Source organism: Hymenobacter sp. HD11105, from assembly GCF_054051685.1.
In genome coordinates this window covers 1,393,247-1,413,896 of the sequence record NZ_JBSWBR010000001.1, presented here as the reverse complement: position 1 = coordinate 1,413,896, position 20,650 = coordinate 1,393,247, and the positions used below count along the sequence as shown (strand labels likewise).

Genomic DNA, 20,650 nt, shown 5'->3' with positions numbered 1-20,650 from the left:
AACACAACCAGAACCCCATGAATAAGCGTCAATTAGGTAACTCTTCTCTTTCCATAGCTCCCCTCGTTTTGGGCGGCAACGTGTTCGGCTGGACCGCCGACGAAGCCACTTCTTTCGCCGTACTCGATGCCTTTGTGGCCGGGGGCGGTAATGCCATCGACACCGCCGACGGCTACTCTGTGTGGGTGCCGGGCCATAAGGGCGGCGAGTCCGAAACTATCATCGGCAAGTGGCTGAAGCAGCGCAGCCGCCGCGACGACGTGGTGATTGCCACCAAAGTAGGCTGGGAAGTGAATGCCGAGAATAAGGGCTTAGCCAAAAACTACATTCTGCGGGCTGTGGAAGGCTCACTCAAGCGCCTCCAAACCGACTACATCGACTTGTACCAATCGCACAAAGACGACCCGACGGTGCCCGTGGAGGAAACCCTCGAAGCCTACGCCCAGTTGGTGAAGGAGGGCAAAGTGCGCGTTATCGGGGCTTCCAACTTCTCGGCCGAGCGCCTGCGTGAATCCTTGCAAGTCAGCGAGCAGCACGGCTTCCCGCGCTACGAGTCACTGCAGCCGCTCTACAATCTCTACGACCGCACCGAGTTTGAGCAGGAGCTTCTGCCCTTATGCCAGGAACATAACATCGGTGTGATTCCCTACTACGGCCTAGCCGCCGGCTTCCTGACGGGCAAATACCGCTCAGAAGCCGACCTAAAGAAAAGCGCCCGCGGCGGTGGCGTCGGCCAAAAATACTTGAACGATAAAGGCCTGGCTATCCTCTCCGCCCTCGACGCCGTGAGTGAGCGCCTCAACGCCACGCCCGCTCAAGTGGCCCTGGCCTGGATTATGGCGCAGCCCGGCCTAACTGCTTCTATTGCCAGCGCCACCAGCGCCGAACAGGTAGAAGAACTCCTGAAAGCCACCAATCTACAGCTAGATGCCGAGGCACTGGAGCAGCTCGAAGGCGCAAGTGTAGTCGTCTAAACTTAGTTTTCTAAGCGGCCGCAAAAACGCAAAGGAGGCCCTTATCAGAATAGCGGCTCTTGAGTTCAAGAGCTGCTATTCTGATAAGGGCCTCCTTTGCGTATAAGTAGTCTTTCAATAAAGGACACCGATGCGCCAGGGGACTTTTCAGCTGAATTTCGCCGCTTTATATATGCTACTAACTATAGTTAAGTTATTCTAGCGTCCAACCTCAACATCGTAGTTTTCTCACTTCCAGTCTTGATCATCTTTAAAGGAAGCAGTAACACCAAAAACGGTTAGCACTGATTTAAGAGTACATAATACAGAAGCCCCACTGTGACTACCAGATAAGTCAATACGACAAAAAGAAGAGCATTATCTTGTTGATAGTAAGCTGCATGAGGAAATTTCATGCTTTTGATTTCATTGTTGGCGTACTCAAACCTTCCTCCCAAAAACTGGCAATCAACTTATGGGAAAAATATCTTATACATCTGATTAACAGTGTCTTACAAAATAACTAGCGTAGCTTCTTACACCTATTGTACTCCGTTGTCCGCTCATTATAACAAATAGATAGATACCTCCTTTTGCTTTTATTGTAGTGGTTGACCCATTTCCCGTAAAAACATGAAGAAATAAAGTAACTTTAAGAGTTTTCTTATACTTATTTATTCAAATTTCGGAGTTTTTACATTCTCTAGCGGCTAACGTATATCCAGTCTAGTTTGACTACCTGTCATTGTACAATGAAGCTGCATACTCCTTTGAACATGCCCAAGGTTAAAGGACTGATTTTGCCTACTTCCGGTTGGCGGGTTGATCAATTTACGCGGCCGTGCATAATGCCCCCTTTTCCTCCTAGTGAACAGCGATAAAGTGGATTAGCCCGGCTGCGCGCTAAGATTCAGTGCCGACGGCAGGCCGTGGCATTCAGTATACCTTTAAACCATAAGTATGAAGCAAAACTTTACCCTAATTACCTTATTAGTCTTGGGTTTACTACTGGGTTGGGCTCAACCTTTGGCGGCCCAACGCACCCAAATCCGGGGCTTCGTCGATACTTACGCTTACTACCAGCACGGGAAAGTGAACTTTGGCCTGGGCGAGCAGGACTTGTTTATCACTTCCGAGATAACGCCGCGCTTATCCTTTCTGGGCGAGACAGTGTTTAGGTTTTCTCTGGCCTCCCCAACGGACTTTGCCGTCAGTATTGAGCGCATCATTCTCAAGTACAATTACGCGGGCAACCACAGCTTTTTAATAGGCAAACACCACACCCCCGTCAATTACTGGAATGATACCTACCACCACGGCCGGGTATTCTTTCCCACCATTGACCGACCCTTACTGTTTGCCCAGGGAATCATTCCCCTGCACACGACTGGGGTTAGCTTACAAGGCCAGAATCTGGGGGCCCTTCGCTTCGGCTACGACGTTATGGTGGGCAACGGGTTAGGAGCCGGAGAACTAATAGACAACAATAGTTTCAAGTCCCTGACCATGGCCGTGCACGTAAAACCTAAGGACGGGTGGCGCATGGGGGCCTCCCTCTACCATGATGTCATTTCCAAAGGGAGCATGCTGCACAATCACTCGGGCGGTATCAACACTCGGGCCCTGACCAAGATAAATCAAAACATCTTGACCGCTTCCTTCGCCTACAACGACTCTTTGTTCTCAAAAAAATACGAACTCTTGGCGGAGAGCAGCATGGCCCTAAACCAGTCCGACAGCCTGGGGAGGCAAAATACTATTGCCTCCTACGCGTACGCGGGCATTAGGCTGACTGATAAAATTATTCCTTATATCCGAGTGGATGACATTCAGTACCGCCAGGAGGAAGTGTATTTCTCAGACCGCAATGTGCAATCATTTGTGGGCGGGATACGCTATGAGTTCAATTACCTGGCGGTAGTGAAAGTGGAGTACCAGCGGACAAAAAGCTATCGGACCGCGGCGGTAGATAAAGTATCGTTTCAGCTAGCCGTAGGCTTTTAATTAACAACTTATGGCGTGGCATTGTCGATTTCTTTTTTTGTTATTATTACTTAGTACTGGCGGCAGCTTGTCCGCCCGGGCCCAAGACTTGCCCTTGGTGGTCATTGCGAATGGCAAAGGCGCACCCGCGGAAATGAAGCTCAGCCAGCTGAAAGCCGTTATGCGGGGCGAGCGTTTGCGCTGGCCTGATGGGAGCAAAGTCGTGATTGCCTTGATGAAAAGCAGCACACCTATCGGCACTTATACCGGCCAGAAGATTTATAACATGAGTGCCAATGAATTGAATAAGTACTGGCTAGCGCTCGTCTTCCAAGGCAAAGCTGATCCGCCGAACTTCTTTAATTCCGAGGCCGAGCTAGAAGAGTTTATCGCTCAGACTACGGGGGCTATTGGCGTGGTGAACCAGCCTCCCAGCAGCGGCAAAACCGTCCTCATCGACGGAAAAAAGTCGCTATAAGCACGCTTTGCTCTACCCTGTTGCTGCTCTCCACTTATGCTTCCCCGTCTGCACCGGTCCCTGCTCTTTTCTAAATTACGGCTCTTGCGGCTGACGGTCAAGACTAAGATCTGGTTGACGGTGACCAGCATCGTCCTGCTGTTTTCCTTCTTCGTGCTGTTTTACCTGCCCGTGATTCAGGAGCGGTATCTGCTGAATAACTTCAACAAAGAAGTGCAGAACCACGCTAACACAGTCGCGTTAGGGGTGAAAATTGCCATGACCGAGCAGAATTTCGAGGGCGTGCAGACGGCCATGGATTTCGTTAAGCAAGACCCCCTCTTGCAGTTTGTGAGCTTGCTACAAACCGATACCCTGTGGAACAACGAGCACTCGGCGTATGAAATCAAGCGCACGGTATTTAAAACCTACCCGGCGGGCCATGCGGTTGAGGTAGAGGCGACCTCCAATGATACCACGGTACTCAAGCGGGCGCCTTTCAGCACACCCATGATGAACGGCGAAATTCTCTTGGCCTCTTCCACCCGAGAAATCATTCAAAGCCGCAAGCAAATTCGACTTACCTCTCTGCTTTTCAGCTCTCTAGTGTTTAGCATCGGCATCGTTATTGGCTTTGGCTTGGCCCGTAACATATCCGTGCCTGTATTGGAGCTGCGCGACGCGGCCACGCGCGTGGGCCGGGGGGACCTCACCCAGCGGGTGTATAGCAAGTCGCGCGATGAGATTGGCGAGCTTGGAGTAGCCTTCAACAAAATGGTCACCGATCTGTCCCTAGCCCGGCAGGAAGTGGAAGACCGCACCCGCGAGTTGCTGCTGGAAAAGAAAAAGTCAGACGAGCTGTTGGTCGACCTACGCAAGACGTTGACCGACCTCGAGGAAACCCAGGAGCAACTCATTCGCCAAGAGAAACTTGCCTCCATTGGTCAGCTAACCAAAGGGCTGGTGGATCGGCTTCTGAATCCCTTGAACTATGTGAGCAACTTCGCCGCCTTATCCACTGAGTTTCTGCAAGAAAGCAAAGAGTTGCTGACCCGCCCGCCCTATACCGCCGACGCCCACGTGCAGACCGAGGTAGTACCCTTGCTTACCATGATTGAACATAACACCGGAAAGATCGAGGAGCACGGCTTCAGCTTAACCCGAATAGTGAGAAGCATGGATAAGCTGTTGCAAGCCAAGTCCGACGTATTTATCGAAACCAATATTAACTCTTTTATTGAGGCTCAGCTGCTTACATTTTCTAAGGAAAGTCCGGTGACCAATATGGGTATCTCCCTAGAATTCATAAAGGACCCAGTGACGCGCCCCTCCCACGTGAGCATCCTGCCAGCTGAAATGACTTTGGTGCTCGTGAACCTGCTCAATAACTCAGTCTATTCTCTCCAAGAGAAATTGTTACTGGGCGAGCACTTCGGACCCAAGGTAGTGGTGACCACGTCATTCTTCCCGGAATTCGTGGAGATTAGCGTCCAGGACAATGGTCAGGGAATTTCCGCAGTGGATAAAGCGCAGCTGTTTTCTCCATTTTTCACGACCAAGCCTACATCTAAGGGAACTGGGTTAGGGCTGTTTATCAGCCAGGATATTATCAAGACCCATAAGGGCAATATAGCTGTTGAGTCGGAGCCGAATGGCTGGACTAGGTTTATCATCACCTTGCCTTTGACAGCAGCAGCCTTGGTTGAGCCCTCGCACAAGTTAACCAGCGAACGATCTGCCTGATTTCAAGGGAGCTGAGGAATAATCCGCACGTACTGCCACATGATTCGCGGCTGGTAAGTTCCCTTGAGTTACTACCCCGAAGCACAGGGCTCCTTTCACGACTTTGGTGCACGGCAAGGTTATGCTTCTCTACCTTCCGGCGGCCTTTTTATACAGCATTAGACGCATCTGACGATGCGGTTGTACTTAGATTCTAGTTGGCTGAGCCAAAAGAGTTTACGACTACACACCTGTCAATGATGTGAGCTATACCTATGATAGAGAGGCGCTGTGGGGCTTTTTATGTGAAGTCAGGGCTTAGTTTGCCGAGTAATTATACGGCACATAGTTTTCCCACTGCCAGGGCGTGAAGGTGTCGCCGAGCAGCTTTTCCAACAGCTCTTTAAACAGCTTATCGGCATTCGAACTGTTGCTCATTAGGATCAACCCTTTCTTCTGGTCGCCAAATACCACGCTATGGTTTTCCCAGCCGTCGTCGTGCCCTTCCTTGAAGTAAGCGTGGCCGTATGGTGACTCAAACGTCCCCCAGCCCAGCCCATACGACAGCTTGATGGACTTATTATCGTCAGTCGGTACGGTGGCCAGGGGGCCAAACTGAGCCTTGAAGGGAATAGCCACCTGGGCGCGGATCATTTCCTGCTTGGCCTTCGCCGTTAGGCCTTGGCCTTGCATCACGGCGGCCACGAACGTGGCATAATCGGCAATGGTGGTTTCCATGGAGCCCGCGGCACCGGCTTTTTTGCGTTTTTTCTTGGGAAGTGCCTTGCCATCTTCCAGGTAACCTACCGCGTGGTTTTCCTCAAAGGCGGGCTGCCATACGTAGCTGGTACGCGCCATGCCCAGGGGCTTAAACACGCGCTCCTCGCTTAGCTGTTGTAGTCCTTTTTGGGTAATATGTTCTATTACTAGCTGCAGCAGTTGCAGCCCCTCGCCCGAGTACCAGTACTGAGCGCCAGGCGCAAACTTGAACCGCAGCTTTTCGTCGGATTCCAGCCAGCGCCAGTTGGGCAGGCCGGTAGTATGGGTGAGGGCCATGCGGGCAGTGAGCTGTTTCCACTGGTCATCAGCCGCCAGATCCTCGTAGCCTGCCACTTCCGGCAGTGGCTTGCCCAGGTATTGGTACAGGGGCTTATCTAAGTCGAGCAGGCCATCCTGCGCTAGCTGCATTACGAGGTAAGCGAATACGGCTTTGCTGAATGAGGCCGCATACATAGCCGTTTGAGGTTCCAGGGGGCTTTTTTGCTCCACGTTGCGGTAGCCAAAAGCCTTTACATAGCGCACTTTGTTATTGTCGAGAATAGCCAGCGCCAAGCCCGGAACCTTAGCTGAATCCATAAGCGCGGGCACCAGCCGCTCTATCTCCTGCACTGATATACGACTGCCATCAAGGCGCTGAAAAGCTGCTTTTTGAGCTTGGCTGACTGGTGCTCTAAGCATAAGCAATCCGAAAGCGAACAGTAGCTTCAATGCCTGAGTGGTTATTCGCATACCGACTAAATGTGATGTAATTCATCTATAAATCACTTTGCTAATATAGCATATTGATTGTCTATCAGCTATTTACCGGCTTTTGCCACTACATCAAATGCCAGGGTGAACTCGTTACGGATGGCGTAGCTGCCCAAGTTCTGGAAGAAGCTGCTGGAGTTGTAGTTCACTCCGAATTGCGTGCGGTCAACGGTGGCGGTGCCTTTTATTCGCAGACCTTCGAGCTGTGGCGTGATGGTGATCGGAAAGCGTACTGGTTTGGTAATCCCTTTCAGGGTAAGCTCCCCAGCGGCCTGCCCATCTATTACCTCACGCAACACAAATACAGCGACCGGAAAGCGCTCCACATCGAAAAAATCAGCGCCGCGCAGGTGCTTCTGCAATTGAGCGTCGGTATGCGTGATGGTCTTCATCTCAAACTCAAAGCGGCCTTGGCGCAGCGTATTGCCTTCATACACGAAGGTGCCGCGCCGGAGCTGCAGCGTGCCGCTGGGTGCCCAGTCGCCGACTTCGGCGTAGCCCATCCAGGTAAGCTGGCTGGCAGTAGGCAAGGCTTGATAAGTAGAAGTAGAGGCAGGCCGAAAGGACAAAAGCAGGCCGGCGAGCAGGGTAAACAAGAGCGTTTTCATGATGAATGAGATAAGTTAACGTGAGAGTTGTTAAGTGTATAGAAAAGCCCCCCAGACAGCCTTACAGGGAGTTAAGCAGCTAACGGACCGTAGCTTCCGTCTCGATTAGGCCCATGCCTTTGTAGAGCTTGCCGTTCTTGTCTTTGGCCAGAATGTACCAGAGCGCGTCGCCGCCGTAGAGCTGCTGGGCGCTAGCGGCGTAGCGATAGTTTTTGGCGAAGGTGTAGATGGTGCCTTGGCGCAGCTGACCTTGGGGACAGTTGAACAGCTCCGCAAACTCGGCGGGTGTTTCGCGCATATTGGCCTTCCACCCCTCGGGGCTGTACCAGATAAAGCTGCCACATTCCACTATCTCCAGATCGGCTACGTCGGCGCGCACGAGGGTGCTATGTTTCCACACGTATTGGCCCGGTTTGCTGGGGTCGGCCTCGGGGTAATTGGGGTTGGGCGTGTGCCAAAGCGTGAGGCCTACGGGCACTTGGCGGAGCTTGCCGGGCAGGGCGCGGGTGTGGTCGGTCCAAGCGGTTTGGGCGGCAAGCTGGGTGCTACTGACCAGCAAGGCCAGCGCTACAAGGAGGGTTTTCATGACCGTAGTTCAGTGAAGTGAGTACGGTCCAAAAGTGGGGGCTCAAATAGCACCAAACGCCCCAAATACAGCATTGGAACGTACCACATCATGATGTGGGGCTTTATTCTTCGCTATTTGCCCTTTAGTAGATAGCCAGGCAACTCAGGAAGTACCAGAAGCTTGTTCGTCATGCAGAGCACAGCGAAGCATCTCGCCCGCTTCGTTGTAATAGTACCCCAGCATCAGCACGCGAGATGCTTCGCTGTGCTCTGCATGACCGGCTTTTGTTTTCTAAATACCAAGCACTAAGCGCCAACAACTAAGCGCTAAAATCGCTGGGCGCCACGCCGGTAAACTGCTTGAAGATGCGGTTGAAAGTTGTTTTGGAGTTGAAGCCGCACTCGAAGGCGATACCCAGCAGCGTAAGTCGGGCCACGTCGGCGGGGTTGGCGAGGCGGCGCTTCACAGCTTCTACCCGGTAGCCATTCACTAAGTCGTTAAAGGACTGGCCGAAACCATTATTAACAGTAAACGAAATAAGCCGCGGCGCCAGTCCCGTGTGCGCCGACAGCTCGGCCAGCGTAAGTGTGGGGTTCAGGTATAGCTGCTCGTCTTCCAGCGCCCGCCGAATTCGCTCCTGCACAGCCGCATCTACCGTCGCGGCAGCAGCTCGCACCGCCACCGGGGCCACAGAAACGGTATTCTCCGCAGTTTCTCCCGAAAAATGCCCCCCAAGGGATTCCGCCTCCGACTGGGCCGTCGTTTCCGAAGGCTGGGGGGCATTTTCGGCAACTTCGGCGGGAGCGAAATGCACAGCGCGCATGTCGGCTTGGCGCAGGCCAACTACACCAATTAGCAAGACTACGCCGCCCAGCAGCCACGTAGAATAATCGTAGGTGTAGTACATCTGGAAGAACTCGCGCAGCACTACTTCTACCAGCCACTGCACGCTCACCAGCCCGAGCACCAGCAAAAGCACCCGCAGCCACTGCAAGCGCAGCTGCGACATTTCGGAGAAGTTGTCGGGCAGCCAGCGACGGTAGCGACGCAGCAGGCGCAGACTTAGGGCCAAATACACCATCAGAGAAACCCAGGTACCGATAAACTCTATTCGGTAGGTGTAGGGCTGATGCACATGTTCCCAAAACCAGAGCCGCACCGAATAAGGCTCAAACCGCAGCCACCAGTACAGCGCGGCCTGCAACAGTACCGGCCCAAAATGCCACCAGTACCGCGCCCGCCACTGAAAAGGCTGGTTCACGAGGCTTTGCACATAGAAGTACAGCAGCGGCCCGAAGGCGAGGGAATAGTAGATGGGCGTAAAGTACCATTCGGCATTTTGCCCATATAGCCCCGACGCCCGCCACAAGCCGTCCAGCATCCAGAGGGCCATAGCTAGCAGCAGCAAGGCCAAAAAGCGGTTTGGGAATTGATTGTGGGGGGCAAACCAGAGCAATCCTGCGGCAAAAATGGCCTGGGCCAGCACCGCAAAAAGTAGAACAATCTCTGGGGTAATCGTGAGCTGCATGGAAAAATCGGGTTTCGGCGCTTAAAGGCTTACCGGGTACTTATCGGGCTTCTTAATCGACACTGAATTATTACTCTGGCTCAGCTAGTAGCTTATAATCAACCTGTTTGTGCGAAACACAGGACTACTCGGCTGGGGGGCAAATCTGGCAAAACTTTTCACCCACTTGCCGAGCACAAAGTGGCCGTGGAAGATAAAGAAATACTAGCGCGTAAGTGTTGCTTAAGGAGTCGACTTTCCCTAGCCCAATCAATCTTTTGCAAGCAGTCGGGCCAGGTATAGCAAGCTCATCTGTTGCCTACTACTGCGCCCGACGGTCCTGTTCAGCTTGCGTCTGCAGCTTGGCTAATTCCTAAAACCAGCACTTCTCATGGTCGTATGACCACAGCTTGGCTGTTTGCTGGCCGTAGCTTATCAATGGCTATTACTTCTCTTTTTGCCTTGCTCCATAAGCTGCTTCACTTCAGCATAGTAACTTATGAAAGGCGTTTATTTTTTCAGAATTAGGATAATGGATACAGAATTTTTCAAGGATTTAGTGGGCTGGTATGCCGATACCGATTCTATCAAATCATATCAAATGGCAGTGCGGGCAGTTATTGTGTTCATGGCTGCACTAGCTATGCTCCGTGTAGTGGGCTCCCGGTCTTTCGGCCGCGATACGGCATTTGACTTGGTACTAAAATTCACGATTGGGTCCATGCTGAGTCGGGCCGTGGTAGCCGCTTCTCCCTTTGGGGCAACCCTGCTGGCGTGCACCGTGTTTGTGGGCCTACACCACCTACTGGCCATCGCCGCTTACCGTTTCGACGTAGTGGGTCGAATTATCAAAGGCAAGCCCGTTATTCTGGCTCAGCAGGGCCAGCTGCACCGCGATTCTATGCGCCATTCCGATATTACGGAAGAAGATATGCTCGAGGGAATACGCGAAGGCGCCAGTATAGCCTCGGCCGATCAGGCGGACACAGTGTGGCTAGAGCGCAGTGGTACCATCAGTGTAGTCAAAAAGCAAGACGACTGATACTAATGTTGCACTCACAGGGGTCGAATGCTTCGCTCGCAGTTCACCCCTGTGAGTGCAAAGCATGGCGGAGGACCACGGGATGGTGAAGGATTTTAAGCATCTTTGGCCGTCTTGAAAATGCCCCCCATGCGCCACACACCGTACTATTTTCTCCTTGTTCTCGCTTTTTTGGGCTGCGCTAAACAGCCCTCGTCCAGTCGCCAGCAAACTACGCAGGCCCAGACAACTCATTATTACCCCGGCGCCGGCGACACTTGGCAGCGCAAAGAACCTACGCAGGTAGGCATGGATGCTGCTCTGTTAGAGCAAGCCGTAGCATTTGCCAAGCAGCAGGAAACTACCCAAATGAAGCCCGATTTCTCCACCCAAAAAGAGATTTTCGGCGAACCCCTCGGCCCGCTGCCTGCCACCCGCGCCGCCACCAATGGCCTCATTCTGCGCCACGGCTACATCGTGGCCGAGTGGGGCGATACCAAAGCCGCCGACCCAACGTACAGCGTGGCCAAAAGCGTGCTGTCAACTATCGTGGGGCTTAGCGTGGAGAAAGGAATTATTAAGGATGTGAAGGACCCCGTGGCCAATTACATTTCAGATGGGAGCTACGCCTCGGCCCAAAACCAATCTATTACCTGGGAGCACCACCTGCGCCAGACCAGCGAGTGGGCCGGTGAGTTGTGGGGCAAAAACGTCAACTTTATCGGCAAGGAAGCCTTCGGCCAGGGCGAGCGTAAGCCCCGCCAGCTCCAGGTACCCGGCACCTACTACGAGTACAACGACGTGCGCATCAACCGTATGGCGCTGTCGTTGTTGCAGCTCTGGCGCAAACCGTTGCCCGAGGTATTTCGGGATGAAATCATGAACCCCATCGGGGCGTCTAATACCTGGCAGTGGGTACCTTACCGCAACTCTACGGTGCAGATCGATGGCAAGCCCATGCCCTCGGTGAGCGGCGGCACGCGCTGGGGCGGTGGCCTCTGGATCAGCGCCCGCGACGAGGCCCGCTTTGGCTATCTTATGCTGCGCCAGGGCCGCTGGGGGGCAAAACAACTCGTATCGGCCAGTTGGATGAAGCAAGCCACCACCCGTGGCCCCGTCGGTCCTGACTACGGCTACCTCTGGTGGCTAAACACTGAGCAGAAAGCCTGGCCCAGCGCCCCCGCTACCAGCTACGCCGCCCTCGGGGCCGGCTCCAACACCATCTGGATTGACCCCGAGCACGACATCGTCATTGTGTGGCGCTGGCATGACGGCAAGCCCGACGAGCTGATCAAGCGGGTGCTGGCGGCGGTGCGGGAGTAAAAGCAGCACGACGAAGCTCATCTACTAGGAGCCTAGTAGCTCAACAACAGTAGCCGCTGAAAACGCGTTAGGACAGGCAATCTTTAACGCGCTTCCATGCTTCTCCTTGCCGCTCCCATCGAGCCTTTCGACTGGCACCGCATCTTCCTTTCGGAGGACGCGCCCCCGCTGTTTCTGCTGGAAATAGCTTTCCGCTGCGTTCTTACATATCTGCTGCTGATTGGCACCTTGCGCGCCACAGGCCGCCGCGGCGTACGGCAGCTGTCCATCTTCGAGCTGAGCATCATTCTGGCCCTGGGCTCAGCCGCCGGCGACGTCATGTTCTACGACGATGTGCCCATTCTGCACGCCTTGGTGGTGTTTGCCGTGGTGGCCCTCATGTACTTGCTCTTCAACCGCCTCACCGAGCGGGTGCCTAAGTTCAGCGACTGGCTGGAGGGCAAACCACTGTTGCTGGTAGAAGACGGCCAAATCAACCTGAAGAACTTCGACAAACAGAATCTCACCCAAAAGGAAGTATTTGGCGAGATGCGCCAGCTCCAAGTAGAACACCTCGGCCAAGTACGCCGCGCCTACATCGAAGCCACCGGCGACGTGAGTTTGTTCTTTTGTGAGGATAAAGATGTGCGCCCCGGCCTGCCTATCTGGCCCGAGCGCATAGCCGATACCCACCACTGTGCCCAGGAAGCCGGACTCCACGCCTGCGCCCGCTGCGGTAAAGTACAGGAGCTAGCCCGCGGCGAAGCGGCTAAGTGTGCTGTGTGCGAGAACGAAGCCTGGGTGCCCGCCTGCGCCACGCTGCGGATTGGGTAAGAAGTTTTTGCGGTTACACCTACTTCATGTGGTATTATTGCGCTTTCTCAGTGAATGGGAGTAGCGCACACCTATGTCCTGCTGATCAACGGTCTCCACAACAATAGTTACTGCTGCACGAGCTGCTTTCACTGCAATCAGCGCGCATTTGCTTCAATATGTCTCCCTCAGTCCAGTCTCTCCCCTACCTCATCATCGATTTCGACAGCACCTTCACCCAAGTAGAAGGCCTCGATGAGCTAGCCGATATTGCCCTCCAGCACCACCCCGACCGCGAAAAAATCGTGGGGCAAATCCGGGCCCTAACGGATCGGGGTATGAGTGGGGAGCTTAACTTCTCGGAGTCGCTGAAGCAGCGGCTGGCGCTGTTGCAGGCCCGACGCGAGCATCTGCCGCTGCTGGTGGCTCAGCTCAAAACCAAGGTTTCGGATAGCATCGTGCGCAACCGCAGCTTCTTCGAGCGGTTTCGGGGGCGGGTGTATATCGTGAGCAGCGGCTTCCGCGAATTTATCGAGCCTGTAGTGGCTGATTTCGACATAGATGCCGACCACGTGCTGGCCAATACCTTTACCTACGACGCTGGGGGGCAAATTACCGGCTTCGACGCCGACAACGTGCTCAGCCGCGACGGGGGCAAAATTGAGCAGCTCCGCCAGCTCGACCTAGCCGGCGACGTGTACGTGATGGGCGACGGCTACACCGACTACCAGATGCGCGAAGCCGGCCTGGCCAACCGCTTCTACGCCTTCACCGAAAACGTGGCCCGCGCTTCCGTTGTGGCCCAGGCCGACGAGGTCATTCCTTCTTTCGACGAGTTTCTCTATCAAAATAAGCTTCCCATGACGCTCAGCTACCCCAAAAACCGCATCAGCGTACTCCTCCTCGAAAACCCCGACGCCCGCGCCGCCGAGCTGTTTCGGCAGGAGGGCTACCAGGTAGAAAGCGTGCCCGGCGGCCTCGATGAAGACGAATTAGTAGAACGTATTGCGGGCGTGAGCATTCTGGGAATTCGCTCCAAAACCCAGGTTACACCTCGCGTGCTCGAAGCCGCCAACCGCCTGATTGCTGTGGGGGCCTTTTGCATCGGCACCAACCAGATTGACTTGGTAGGCTGTATGAAAAAAGGCGTAGCCGTGTTCAACGCGCCATTTTCCAACACTCGCTCGGTGGTAGAATTAGCCTTAGGCGAAATCATCGTACTAGCCCGCCGCATCCCCGACAAAAACCCCAAAATGCACCGCGGCGAGTGGGACAAGTCGGCGAAAGGCTCATTCGAGATTCGGGGCAAAAAGCTGGGCATCATAGGCTACGGCAACATTGGCAGCCAGCTCTCAGTGGTGGCCGAAGCCGTTGGCATGCAGGTGATTTATTATGATGTAGCCGAAAAGCTCCAGCTTGGCAACGCCGTCAAGTGCCGCACCATGCAGGAGCTACTTCAGCAAGCCGACATCGTGACCCTACACGTAGACGGCCGCGCCGACAACAAAAACCTTATCGGAGCCGAAGAATTCGCCTTGATGAAGCCGGGGGCCATTTTCCTCAACCTCAGCCGTGGCCACATTGTGGATATTCCCGCGCTGGCCGCCGTCATCCGTAGCGGCCACCTGGGCGGCGCCAGCGTCGATGTGTTCCCCTACGAGCCCAAAACCAACAACGAATCGTTCGAGAACGAGCTACGGGGCTTGCCCAACGTGCTGCTCACGCCCCACATCGGCGGCAGCACGGCCGAGGCCCAGCGCAACATCGCCGAATTCGTGCCTGAGCGCATCATGGGCTACGTGAACACCGGCAACACCCAGCAAAGCGTGAATCTGCCCAACATTCAGCTGCCCGTGCAGCAGGCCCACCGCCTCATTCACCTCCACGCCAACGTACCCGGCGTGCTAGCCAGCATCAACAACGTGCTAGCCGATCATCACGTCAACATCCTCGGCCAATACCTCAAAACCAACGAGCACATTGGCTACGTGATTACTGATATTGATAAGGAATACGCTCCTGAGGTAATTGGTGCCCTGCGCAAGGTGGAGCACACGATTAAGTTTCGGGTGTTGTATTAGAACTTATCATGCTGAAAGTAGTACTCACCAGCCTACTGATTTTTGCTCGCCCAACTACTGTACCTGCGGTTCTCCCGGCTTGGGCAGAAGCTCGTTGGACTCAAGCCGAACTTAGTAAGTCTTTTAGTTTTGCGGCCTACGCGAAGCCTACCTATTTACGAGCCGACTTTAACGGAGACGGCAAATTAGACGTCGCCGTTCTTATCACGCGCCGGGCTACTGGTAGCCGCGGTATCTTAATATTTCATCAGGGCCAGTCTACACATTATGTTGTGGGTACAGGGTCTGGTACCAGTACCGATATGCTTCAAAGCAATTTTGAGTGGGTTGATTATTGGAATCTATTTACCAAAGCCAGCACACTTGAAACCTTGTTTGATAAGTCGGGCGACACATCTGGCGCCCGAACCGTTCGACTCAAGCACCCAGCTATTGAAATAGGAAGGGAGGAAACGGGCGGAGGTATGATTTACTGGAACGGCAAGAAGTACATCTGGATTCACCAGACTTGCTAGGGTAGATGGCTCTTGCTTACCGATTCAGCTTCAAGGCCAGCGCAATCCGCTCGTAGGACGTCAGAGACCAGAAATAGTGGCGCTGCACTTCCTCAGCTTCCGCTTAATTCTGAGTTCTAATAACGGGCTGTATAGCTAAGAAATTTATCAACGATAAGAATCATATACGCAAAGTCGCGAATCACATCCGCTCGCGCACTTCTTTCAGCACCCGCTCCATTTCATGGCGCACCACGGTAGTCTCCACCACGTGGTTGTTGTTCATGAAAGTTACAGCTAACAAATGCCCCCTGCGGGTGCGCAGGTAGCCGCATACGTTGTGGTTGTTGCTGAGCGTACCGGTTTTACCCCAGAACCACGGGCCCGAGGCATCGCGATACACGCGGCGCAAAGTGCCGTGCCCGCCACCAGCGGCCAGCAAGCTCAGCAGGCGCGGCTCCGGCACTTCCTGGTGCAGCTTGAGCAGCAAGGCCGACATGGTGCGGGGCGTCACCAAATTTTTGCGCGACAAGCCCGAGCCATCAACCCAGCGCGGCGCATCGGGCAGGTCTTGTAAATACTGTGACCGCACAGCCCGAATAACAGTTTGGGTGCTCAGCGAATCGGAGCGGAGGCGGGCGGAACACATCAGCAGCAGCTGCTCGGCCAGTAGGTTGTCGCTCACTTGCAGCATGCGCCGGTACAACGAATCGGCGGGCAAGCCAGCCAGGGTGCGCACCGTTTCCTGCGGACGCACGGGCCGCCAGGGGGCATTTATAACGGGCCGGCGCAGCGTGTCTTGTAGTAGCTGAAGCACCAGCTGAGAGCTAGGCCGGAAAGGCGTTTCGTCAATCCACTTTTTAGGCGACACAAAGTACACAAAGCGGTTGTCGGTTAGCTCGCGGCGCACGTGGTCGTCGGCGGGGTGCGGAAAGCCGGCGGGTGCCTCTTTTACAACGGAGTTGAAGAAGCGCGGACGTACGGCCGGGCGCTTGTTTGGCCCGGCGTAGAAGCGAATGACATTGCCATAGACGGGGAAAGACGAGCGCTCGGGCTGATAGTAGTAATTGTAGTCGTCCCAGCCCCAGCCCGGCCCAAAGGAGGGTTCCGTCATCGGAATTTCGCGGTAGAAAAGCTTTTCAGACCGTTTTGCCAAGAAGTCGAAGGCCCGGCGCGAGGGCACGTCGCCGTGCAGCAGCGTGGGGTCACCGGTACCCCAGAACAGCAGCGAATCGCCGCGCACCACGTAGCGCAGACTGGGCAGCGAATCGCCGAGCAGATGCAGGCCGGCGTAGAAGCTAAACAGCTTCATGTTGCTGGCGGGCGTGAAGTAGCGGTCGGCGTTCAGCTCGTATAGTTTCTCGCCAGTTTCTACCTCCGTAATGCTAATTCCAACCTGATGCTGACGTAGCACGGCCGATTCCGACACCATTTTGTTCAACCAGCGCGGTCCTTTCCCCCGGTTAACGCTCATTTCTTCCTCCTCGTCATCGCTGCTGAAAGAGCCATAGCGCGGCGCGGCGGCGCTAAGCGGCAGCAACAGCAAAATCAAGAAAGCGAAAAAGCGGAAGTAGGGTGACATTGCTGAGTAGTTATTATTGCAATATGCACAGAATAAAGCCCAAAATAAAGCACTGGGGGGCTTTTTTGTGGTAGCAAAGCTCCTCTTTACTGTGTCTTCGCTTGTGGAGTGACCCGCGCGGCCGATAAGTGCAACTAAAATGGAAGCCAAAGTGAGTAATCAGCGAATTGCGAGCCAATGAACCTAAAATTGGCATTCCCCATCCGAAAACTTCGCCGCCCGAGATATTCCGTCTAACTTTGTTTCCCGTTATGCCAGACCGAAATACCTCCTCCCCGACTGCAACGGCCAAGTACATCTTCGTCACCGGCGGGGTGACCTCCTCCCTAGGCAAGGGCATTATTTCTGCCTCCCTAGCCAAGCTCCTACAAGCTCGCGGCTTTCGGGTCACCATCCAGAAGTTCGACCCCTACATCAACATCGACCCCGGCACGCTCAACCCCTATGAGCACGGCGAATGCTTCGTGACCGACGACGGGGCCGAAACCGACCTCGACCTGGGCCACTACGAGCGTTTCCTAAACACGCCCACCTCCCAGGCCAACAATGTAACCACGGGCCGCATCTACAACCACGTGATTAGCAAGGAGCGCGAAGGCGCCTACCTCGGCAAAACCGTGCAAGTAGTGCCCCACATCACCGACGAAATCAAGCGGCGCATGCTGCTGCTAGGCCAGGGCGACGAGTTCGACGTTATCATCACGGAAATCGGCGGCTGCATCGGCGACATCGAAAGTCTACCCTTTGTCGAAGCCGTGCGCCAGTTGCGCTGGGAATTGCCCCCTAACGATTCGCTGGTGATTCACCTCACCCTGCTCCCCTATTTGAAGGCGGCCGGTGAGCTAAAAACGAAGCCCACCCAACACTCGGTGCGTGACTTGCGCGAGGCGGGCTTGCAGCCTGACATTCTGGTGTGCCGCTCCGAGCACCCGATTCCGGCGGAAATGCGCCGTAAAATCGCGCTTTTCTGCAATGTCAAAATCAACTCGGTTATCGAAAGCCTCGATGCCGACAGCATTTACTCCGTGCCGCTGCTCATGCTCAAGGAGCAGCTCGACGATCGGGTGATTAAACGCTTGAAGCTTACGGGCGGCGCCCAACAGCCGGACCTGGAAGTTTGGAAGGACTTCTTGGGCCGGTTGAAAAACCCGACCGAGGAAGTGACCATTGCCCTAGTGGGCAAGTACGTGGAGTTACCCGACGCCTACAAGTCTATCAACGAATCTTTCGTGCACGCCGGGGCGCATAACGAATGCAAAGTCACGCTACGTAGTATTCAATCGGAGCACATCACCCCCGAAAACGTGGCCCAGCTGCTACAAGGTGTAAATGGCGTGCTCGTAGCGCCCGGCTTCGGCGAGCGGGGCTTCGAGGGCAAAGTGGCCGCCGTGCGCTACGTCCGCGAAAACAACATTCCCTTCTTCGGAATTTGCTTAGGCATGCAGGTGGCCGTGGTGGAGTTTGCACGAAACGTGTTGCAGCTAAACAACGCCAACTCCACTGAAATGGACCCGCTCACGCCTACGCCCGTCATTGCCATGATGGAGGAGCAAAAAAACATCACTCAAAAAGGCGGTACCATGCGCCTGGGCGCCTACGACTGCGACCTGCGCCGTGGCTCCAAAGCGGCCAAGGCGTACGGCCGCAACCACATCAGCGAGCGGCACCGCCACCGCTACGAGTTCAACAACGAGTACTTAAAGGAATTTGAGGCGGCGGGTATGGTGGCTTCGGGCACCAATCCGGGTACGGGCCTTGTGGAAGTAGTGGAGTTAAATGGCCATCCGTGGTTTGTGGCCGGGCAGTTTCACCCTGAGCTGAAAAGCACCGTGGAGAATCCACATCCGTTATTTGTGCGCTTCGTACGGGCCGCTATTCAGCACCATAAGAATGAGGTGTAACTAATTGATTAAGAACAAGGAGAGGAATTTGACTGAGTTCGTGTTCACCACTCAGTCAAGTTCCTCTTTGGCTTAAAACCGCAGGTATTTACCTGTCAGCTCGTCCGAATTTTAAGCTTCTGCATAAAATAAGCTGCCACTAACGACCTTTGCAGCAGCTTTGCCGAATTTTTGCTGGCAGCAAGCACGCGCTGGGGGGGCTTTTTTCCAGCTATTTCCTTAGTACCGAACACCTTCGCATTTATTTTCCCTTCATGGACAAGAACTCAGCAACCGGCCTGTTTTTGATTTCGGCCTTGCTCCTCATCTATCTGTTTTTCTTCGCGCCGAAAGAAGCGCCAGAAAAAGCCCCCGCCAAGCCCACCACTACTGCTGCTACCACCCCAGTTCAGTCGGCAGACACAGCAGTGGCCGCTACGCCCGCTCCCCTTGATTCGGCCGCAGCAGCGCAGACGCTTGGCGCTTTTGCTACTGCCGCCCAAGGCACGGCTCAAGATGTGCAGCTAAGCAATGACAACCTCGTTGTTACGTTCTCGACCAAAGGTGGTCAGGTGCAGGCCGTCCGCCTGAACAAGTACAAAACCTTCTTTGGTCAGCCTTTCGACCTGCTAGACAAGGAAAGCGCCAAGCTCGACACCCGTTTCCGCACCACCGACGGGCGTACTGTTCGCTTTTCGGACCTGTATTTTCAGCCTAGCGCTGCGCAACCGGTTTCGGAGGGCAACCGCCAGGGCCAGCGCCTCGCCTTCACCGCTGCTGTGGCTGGGGGGCAAATTGAACAGGTATACACGCTCTACAACGACTCCTACGAGCTTGGGTACGACTTGCGTATGACCGGCCTGGGCAACACTATTGCTCAGGAGCCCATCACCATCACCTTCTTGGACCGCGTGCGTCAGACGGAGCAAGACCGTGCTCAGAACCGCAACCACACCACCATTAACCACTATTTGGCTAATGATGACGATGGTTCTTTAGCCGAAGCCAGCGAAGACCCCGAGGAAATTGTCATCAACGAGCCAGTAAAATGGGCCGCGCACAAGCACGACTTTTTCGTGGCCGGCCTGATTGCGCAGAACCAGTTTAGCACGGGCAAGTTCAACTCCAACGTGCCCGCCGCCACAGATACTACCAATAAATTTATCAAAACGCTGAGCTCCACGCTCACCGTTCCAGCCGCCGATGTGCTGGGGGGTAAAGGCCAGTTCCGTTATTATTTCGGGCCCAACTCCTTCCAAACCCTAAAGGAAGTGACGCCCGGCTTCGACCGCAACGTGTACCTGGGCTGGGGCATCTTCCGCTGGATGAACCGCTTCATCGTAATTCCAGTATTCCACTTTTTGGAGCAATTCATTAGCAGCTACGGTATCATCATTGCCCTACTTGTACTGCTTATTAAACTGGTTACCTGGCCTTTGACTTACAAAACCTACGTGTCACAGGCACGCATGAAGGTGCTAAAGCCGGAGTTGGATGAGATAAAAGAGAAGTACGGCGACGACCAGACTAAAGTGCAGAGCGAGACCATGAAGCTCTACACCTCCATGGGCGTGAGTCCGCTTAGTGGCTGCGTACCCACGCTGCTCACGCTCCCAATTCTGTTTGCCATGTTCAACTTCTTCCCTAACTCTATTGAGCTGCGGCAGGAGGCATTTTTGTGGGCTAAAGACCTCAGCAGCTACGACGTATTCGCAAAGTTACCTTTCACTATTCCTTACTATGGCAGTCACGTCAGTATGTTCACCTTGCTCATGACGGCCTCCACCCTGCTGATGACTTGGCAGAGCAACCAACTCAACACGGCCATGCAAGGCCCGATGAAGTTCTACAGCTATCTGATGCCGCTGATTTTCCTGTTTGTGCTGAACAGCTTCGCCGCCGGCCTCACTTGGTACTACTTCGTTTCTAACGTTATCACCTTCGGTCAGCAGGCACTTACCCGCCGCTTCGTAGATGAGACCAAGCTCCGCGCTCAGCTCGAAGCCAACAAAGTAAAGAACAAGGACAAGAAGCCCGGCGGCTTCCAAGCCCGCCTCGCCGAAGCCATGAAAACGGCTCAGGAGCGCGAAGCTGAAGCCCGCAAGCAAGGTCCCGCCAAATCGAAGAATAAGTAAGGCTTTTACGTTAT

General features: G+C 54.5%; 16 protein-coding genes. 11 read left to right on the top strand and 5 right to left on the bottom strand.

Annotated features, from left to right (window positions below):
- Positions 1-17 precede the first annotated feature (17 nt).
- The 4 genes from ACW9KT_RS06125 (at position 18) to ACW9KT_RS06110 (ending at position 5,136) form a co-directional block, all read left to right on the top strand.
- Positions 18-974: an aldo/keto reductase gene (locus tag ACW9KT_RS06125; RefSeq protein ID WP_457078485.1), complete on the top strand. Its 957-nt coding sequence runs from the start codon at positions 18-20 to the stop codon at positions 972-974.
- A 939-nt stretch (positions 975-1,913) separates the two neighbouring features.
- Positions 1,914-2,957 carry a hypothetical protein gene (locus ACW9KT_RS06120; RefSeq protein WP_457078484.1) on the top strand — a complete coding sequence of 348 codons (1,044 nt, stop codon included), beginning with the start codon at positions 1,914-1,916 and terminating at the stop codon, positions 2,955-2,957.
- 37 nt (positions 2,958-2,994) lie between these two features.
- Positions 2,995-3,414: a hypothetical protein gene (locus tag ACW9KT_RS06115; protein WP_457078483.1), complete on the top strand. Its 420-nt coding sequence runs from the start codon at positions 2,995-2,997 to the stop codon at positions 3,412-3,414.
- A gap of 36 nt (positions 3,415-3,450) precedes the next feature.
- A complete protein-coding gene (locus ACW9KT_RS06110; protein ID WP_457078482.1) occupies positions 3,451-5,136 on the top strand; it encodes an ATP-binding protein in 1,686 nt (561 codons plus the stop codon).
- Between the two features lie 297 nt (positions 5,137-5,433).
- On the opposite strand, the gene ACW9KT_RS06105 is transcribed toward ACW9KT_RS06110, so the two are convergent.
- From ACW9KT_RS06105 to ACW9KT_RS06090, 4 genes are all read right to left on the bottom strand, one after another.
- The gene (locus ACW9KT_RS06105; RefSeq protein ID WP_457078481.1) at positions 5,434-6,573 is read right to left on the bottom strand and encodes a serine hydrolase domain-containing protein; all 1,140 of its coding nucleotides are present in this window, start codon (positions 6,571-6,573) and stop codon (positions 5,434-5,436) included.
- A 119-nt stretch (positions 6,574-6,692) separates the two neighbouring features.
- Positions 6,693-7,253, bottom strand: coding sequence for a YceI family protein (locus ACW9KT_RS06100; protein ID WP_457078480.1), 561 nt, complete (start codon positions 7,251-7,253; stop codon positions 6,693-6,695).
- A 79-nt stretch (positions 7,254-7,332) separates the two neighbouring features.
- Entirely contained in the window at positions 7,333-7,839 is a 507-nt protein-coding gene (locus tag ACW9KT_RS06095) for a hypothetical protein (RefSeq protein ID WP_457078479.1), read from the bottom strand.
- Between the two features lie 301 nt (positions 7,840-8,140).
- Positions 8,141-9,349 carry a helix-turn-helix domain-containing protein gene (locus tag ACW9KT_RS06090; protein ID WP_457078478.1) on the bottom strand — a complete coding sequence of 403 codons (1,209 nt, stop codon included), beginning with the start codon at positions 9,347-9,349 and terminating at the stop codon, positions 8,141-8,143.
- 511 nt (positions 9,350-9,860) lie between these two features.
- Here ACW9KT_RS06090 and ACW9KT_RS06085 point away from each other — a divergent pair.
- The 5 genes from ACW9KT_RS06085 (at position 9,861) to ACW9KT_RS06065 (ending at position 15,060) form a co-directional block, all read left to right on the top strand.
- Positions 9,861-10,370 carry a DUF421 domain-containing protein gene (locus ACW9KT_RS06085; protein WP_457078477.1) on the top strand — a complete coding sequence of 170 codons (510 nt, stop codon included), beginning with the start codon at positions 9,861-9,863 and terminating at the stop codon, positions 10,368-10,370.
- A 171-nt stretch (positions 10,371-10,541) separates the two neighbouring features.
- The gene (locus ACW9KT_RS06080) at positions 10,542-11,672 is read left to right on the top strand and encodes a serine hydrolase domain-containing protein (protein WP_457078476.1); all 1,131 of its coding nucleotides are present in this window, start codon (positions 10,542-10,544) and stop codon (positions 11,670-11,672) included.
- Between the two features lie 96 nt (positions 11,673-11,768).
- The gene (locus ACW9KT_RS06075) at positions 11,769-12,485 is read left to right on the top strand and encodes a DUF421 domain-containing protein (RefSeq protein ID WP_457078475.1); all 717 of its coding nucleotides are present in this window, start codon (positions 11,769-11,771) and stop codon (positions 12,483-12,485) included.
- 158 nt (positions 12,486-12,643) lie between these two features.
- Positions 12,644-14,545: a phosphoglycerate dehydrogenase gene (gene serA / locus ACW9KT_RS06070; protein WP_457078474.1), complete on the top strand. Its 1,902-nt coding sequence runs from the start codon at positions 12,644-12,646 to the stop codon at positions 14,543-14,545.
- A gap of 302 nt (positions 14,546-14,847) precedes the next feature.
- The gene (locus tag ACW9KT_RS06065; protein ID WP_457078473.1) at positions 14,848-15,060 is read left to right on the top strand and encodes a hypothetical protein; all 213 of its coding nucleotides are present in this window, start codon (positions 14,848-14,850) and stop codon (positions 15,058-15,060) included.
- Between the two features lie 181 nt (positions 15,061-15,241).
- Here ACW9KT_RS06065 and ACW9KT_RS06060 read toward each other — a convergent pair whose 3' ends face one another.
- Positions 15,242-16,621, bottom strand: a complete 1,380-nt coding sequence (locus tag ACW9KT_RS06060; protein ID WP_457078472.1) for a D-alanyl-D-alanine carboxypeptidase/D-alanyl-D-alanine-endopeptidase — start codon at positions 16,619-16,621, stop codon at positions 15,242-15,244.
- A 251-nt stretch (positions 16,622-16,872) separates the two neighbouring features.
- Here ACW9KT_RS06060 and ACW9KT_RS06055 point away from each other — a divergent pair, with 251 nt between their 5' ends.
- Together ACW9KT_RS06055 and yidC are read left to right on the top strand one after the other, a co-directional pair.
- Complete coding sequence (locus ACW9KT_RS06055; protein WP_457078471.1) at positions 16,873-18,522, top strand: CTP synthase; 1,650 nt, start codon at positions 16,873-16,875, stop codon at positions 18,520-18,522.
- Between the two features lie 254 nt (positions 18,523-18,776).
- On the top strand, positions 18,777-20,636 hold the full coding sequence (gene yidC, locus ACW9KT_RS06050) for a membrane protein insertase YidC (protein ID WP_457078470.1): 1,860 nt from the start codon (positions 18,777-18,779) through the stop codon (positions 20,634-20,636).
- Positions 20,637-20,650 lie beyond the last annotated feature (14 nt).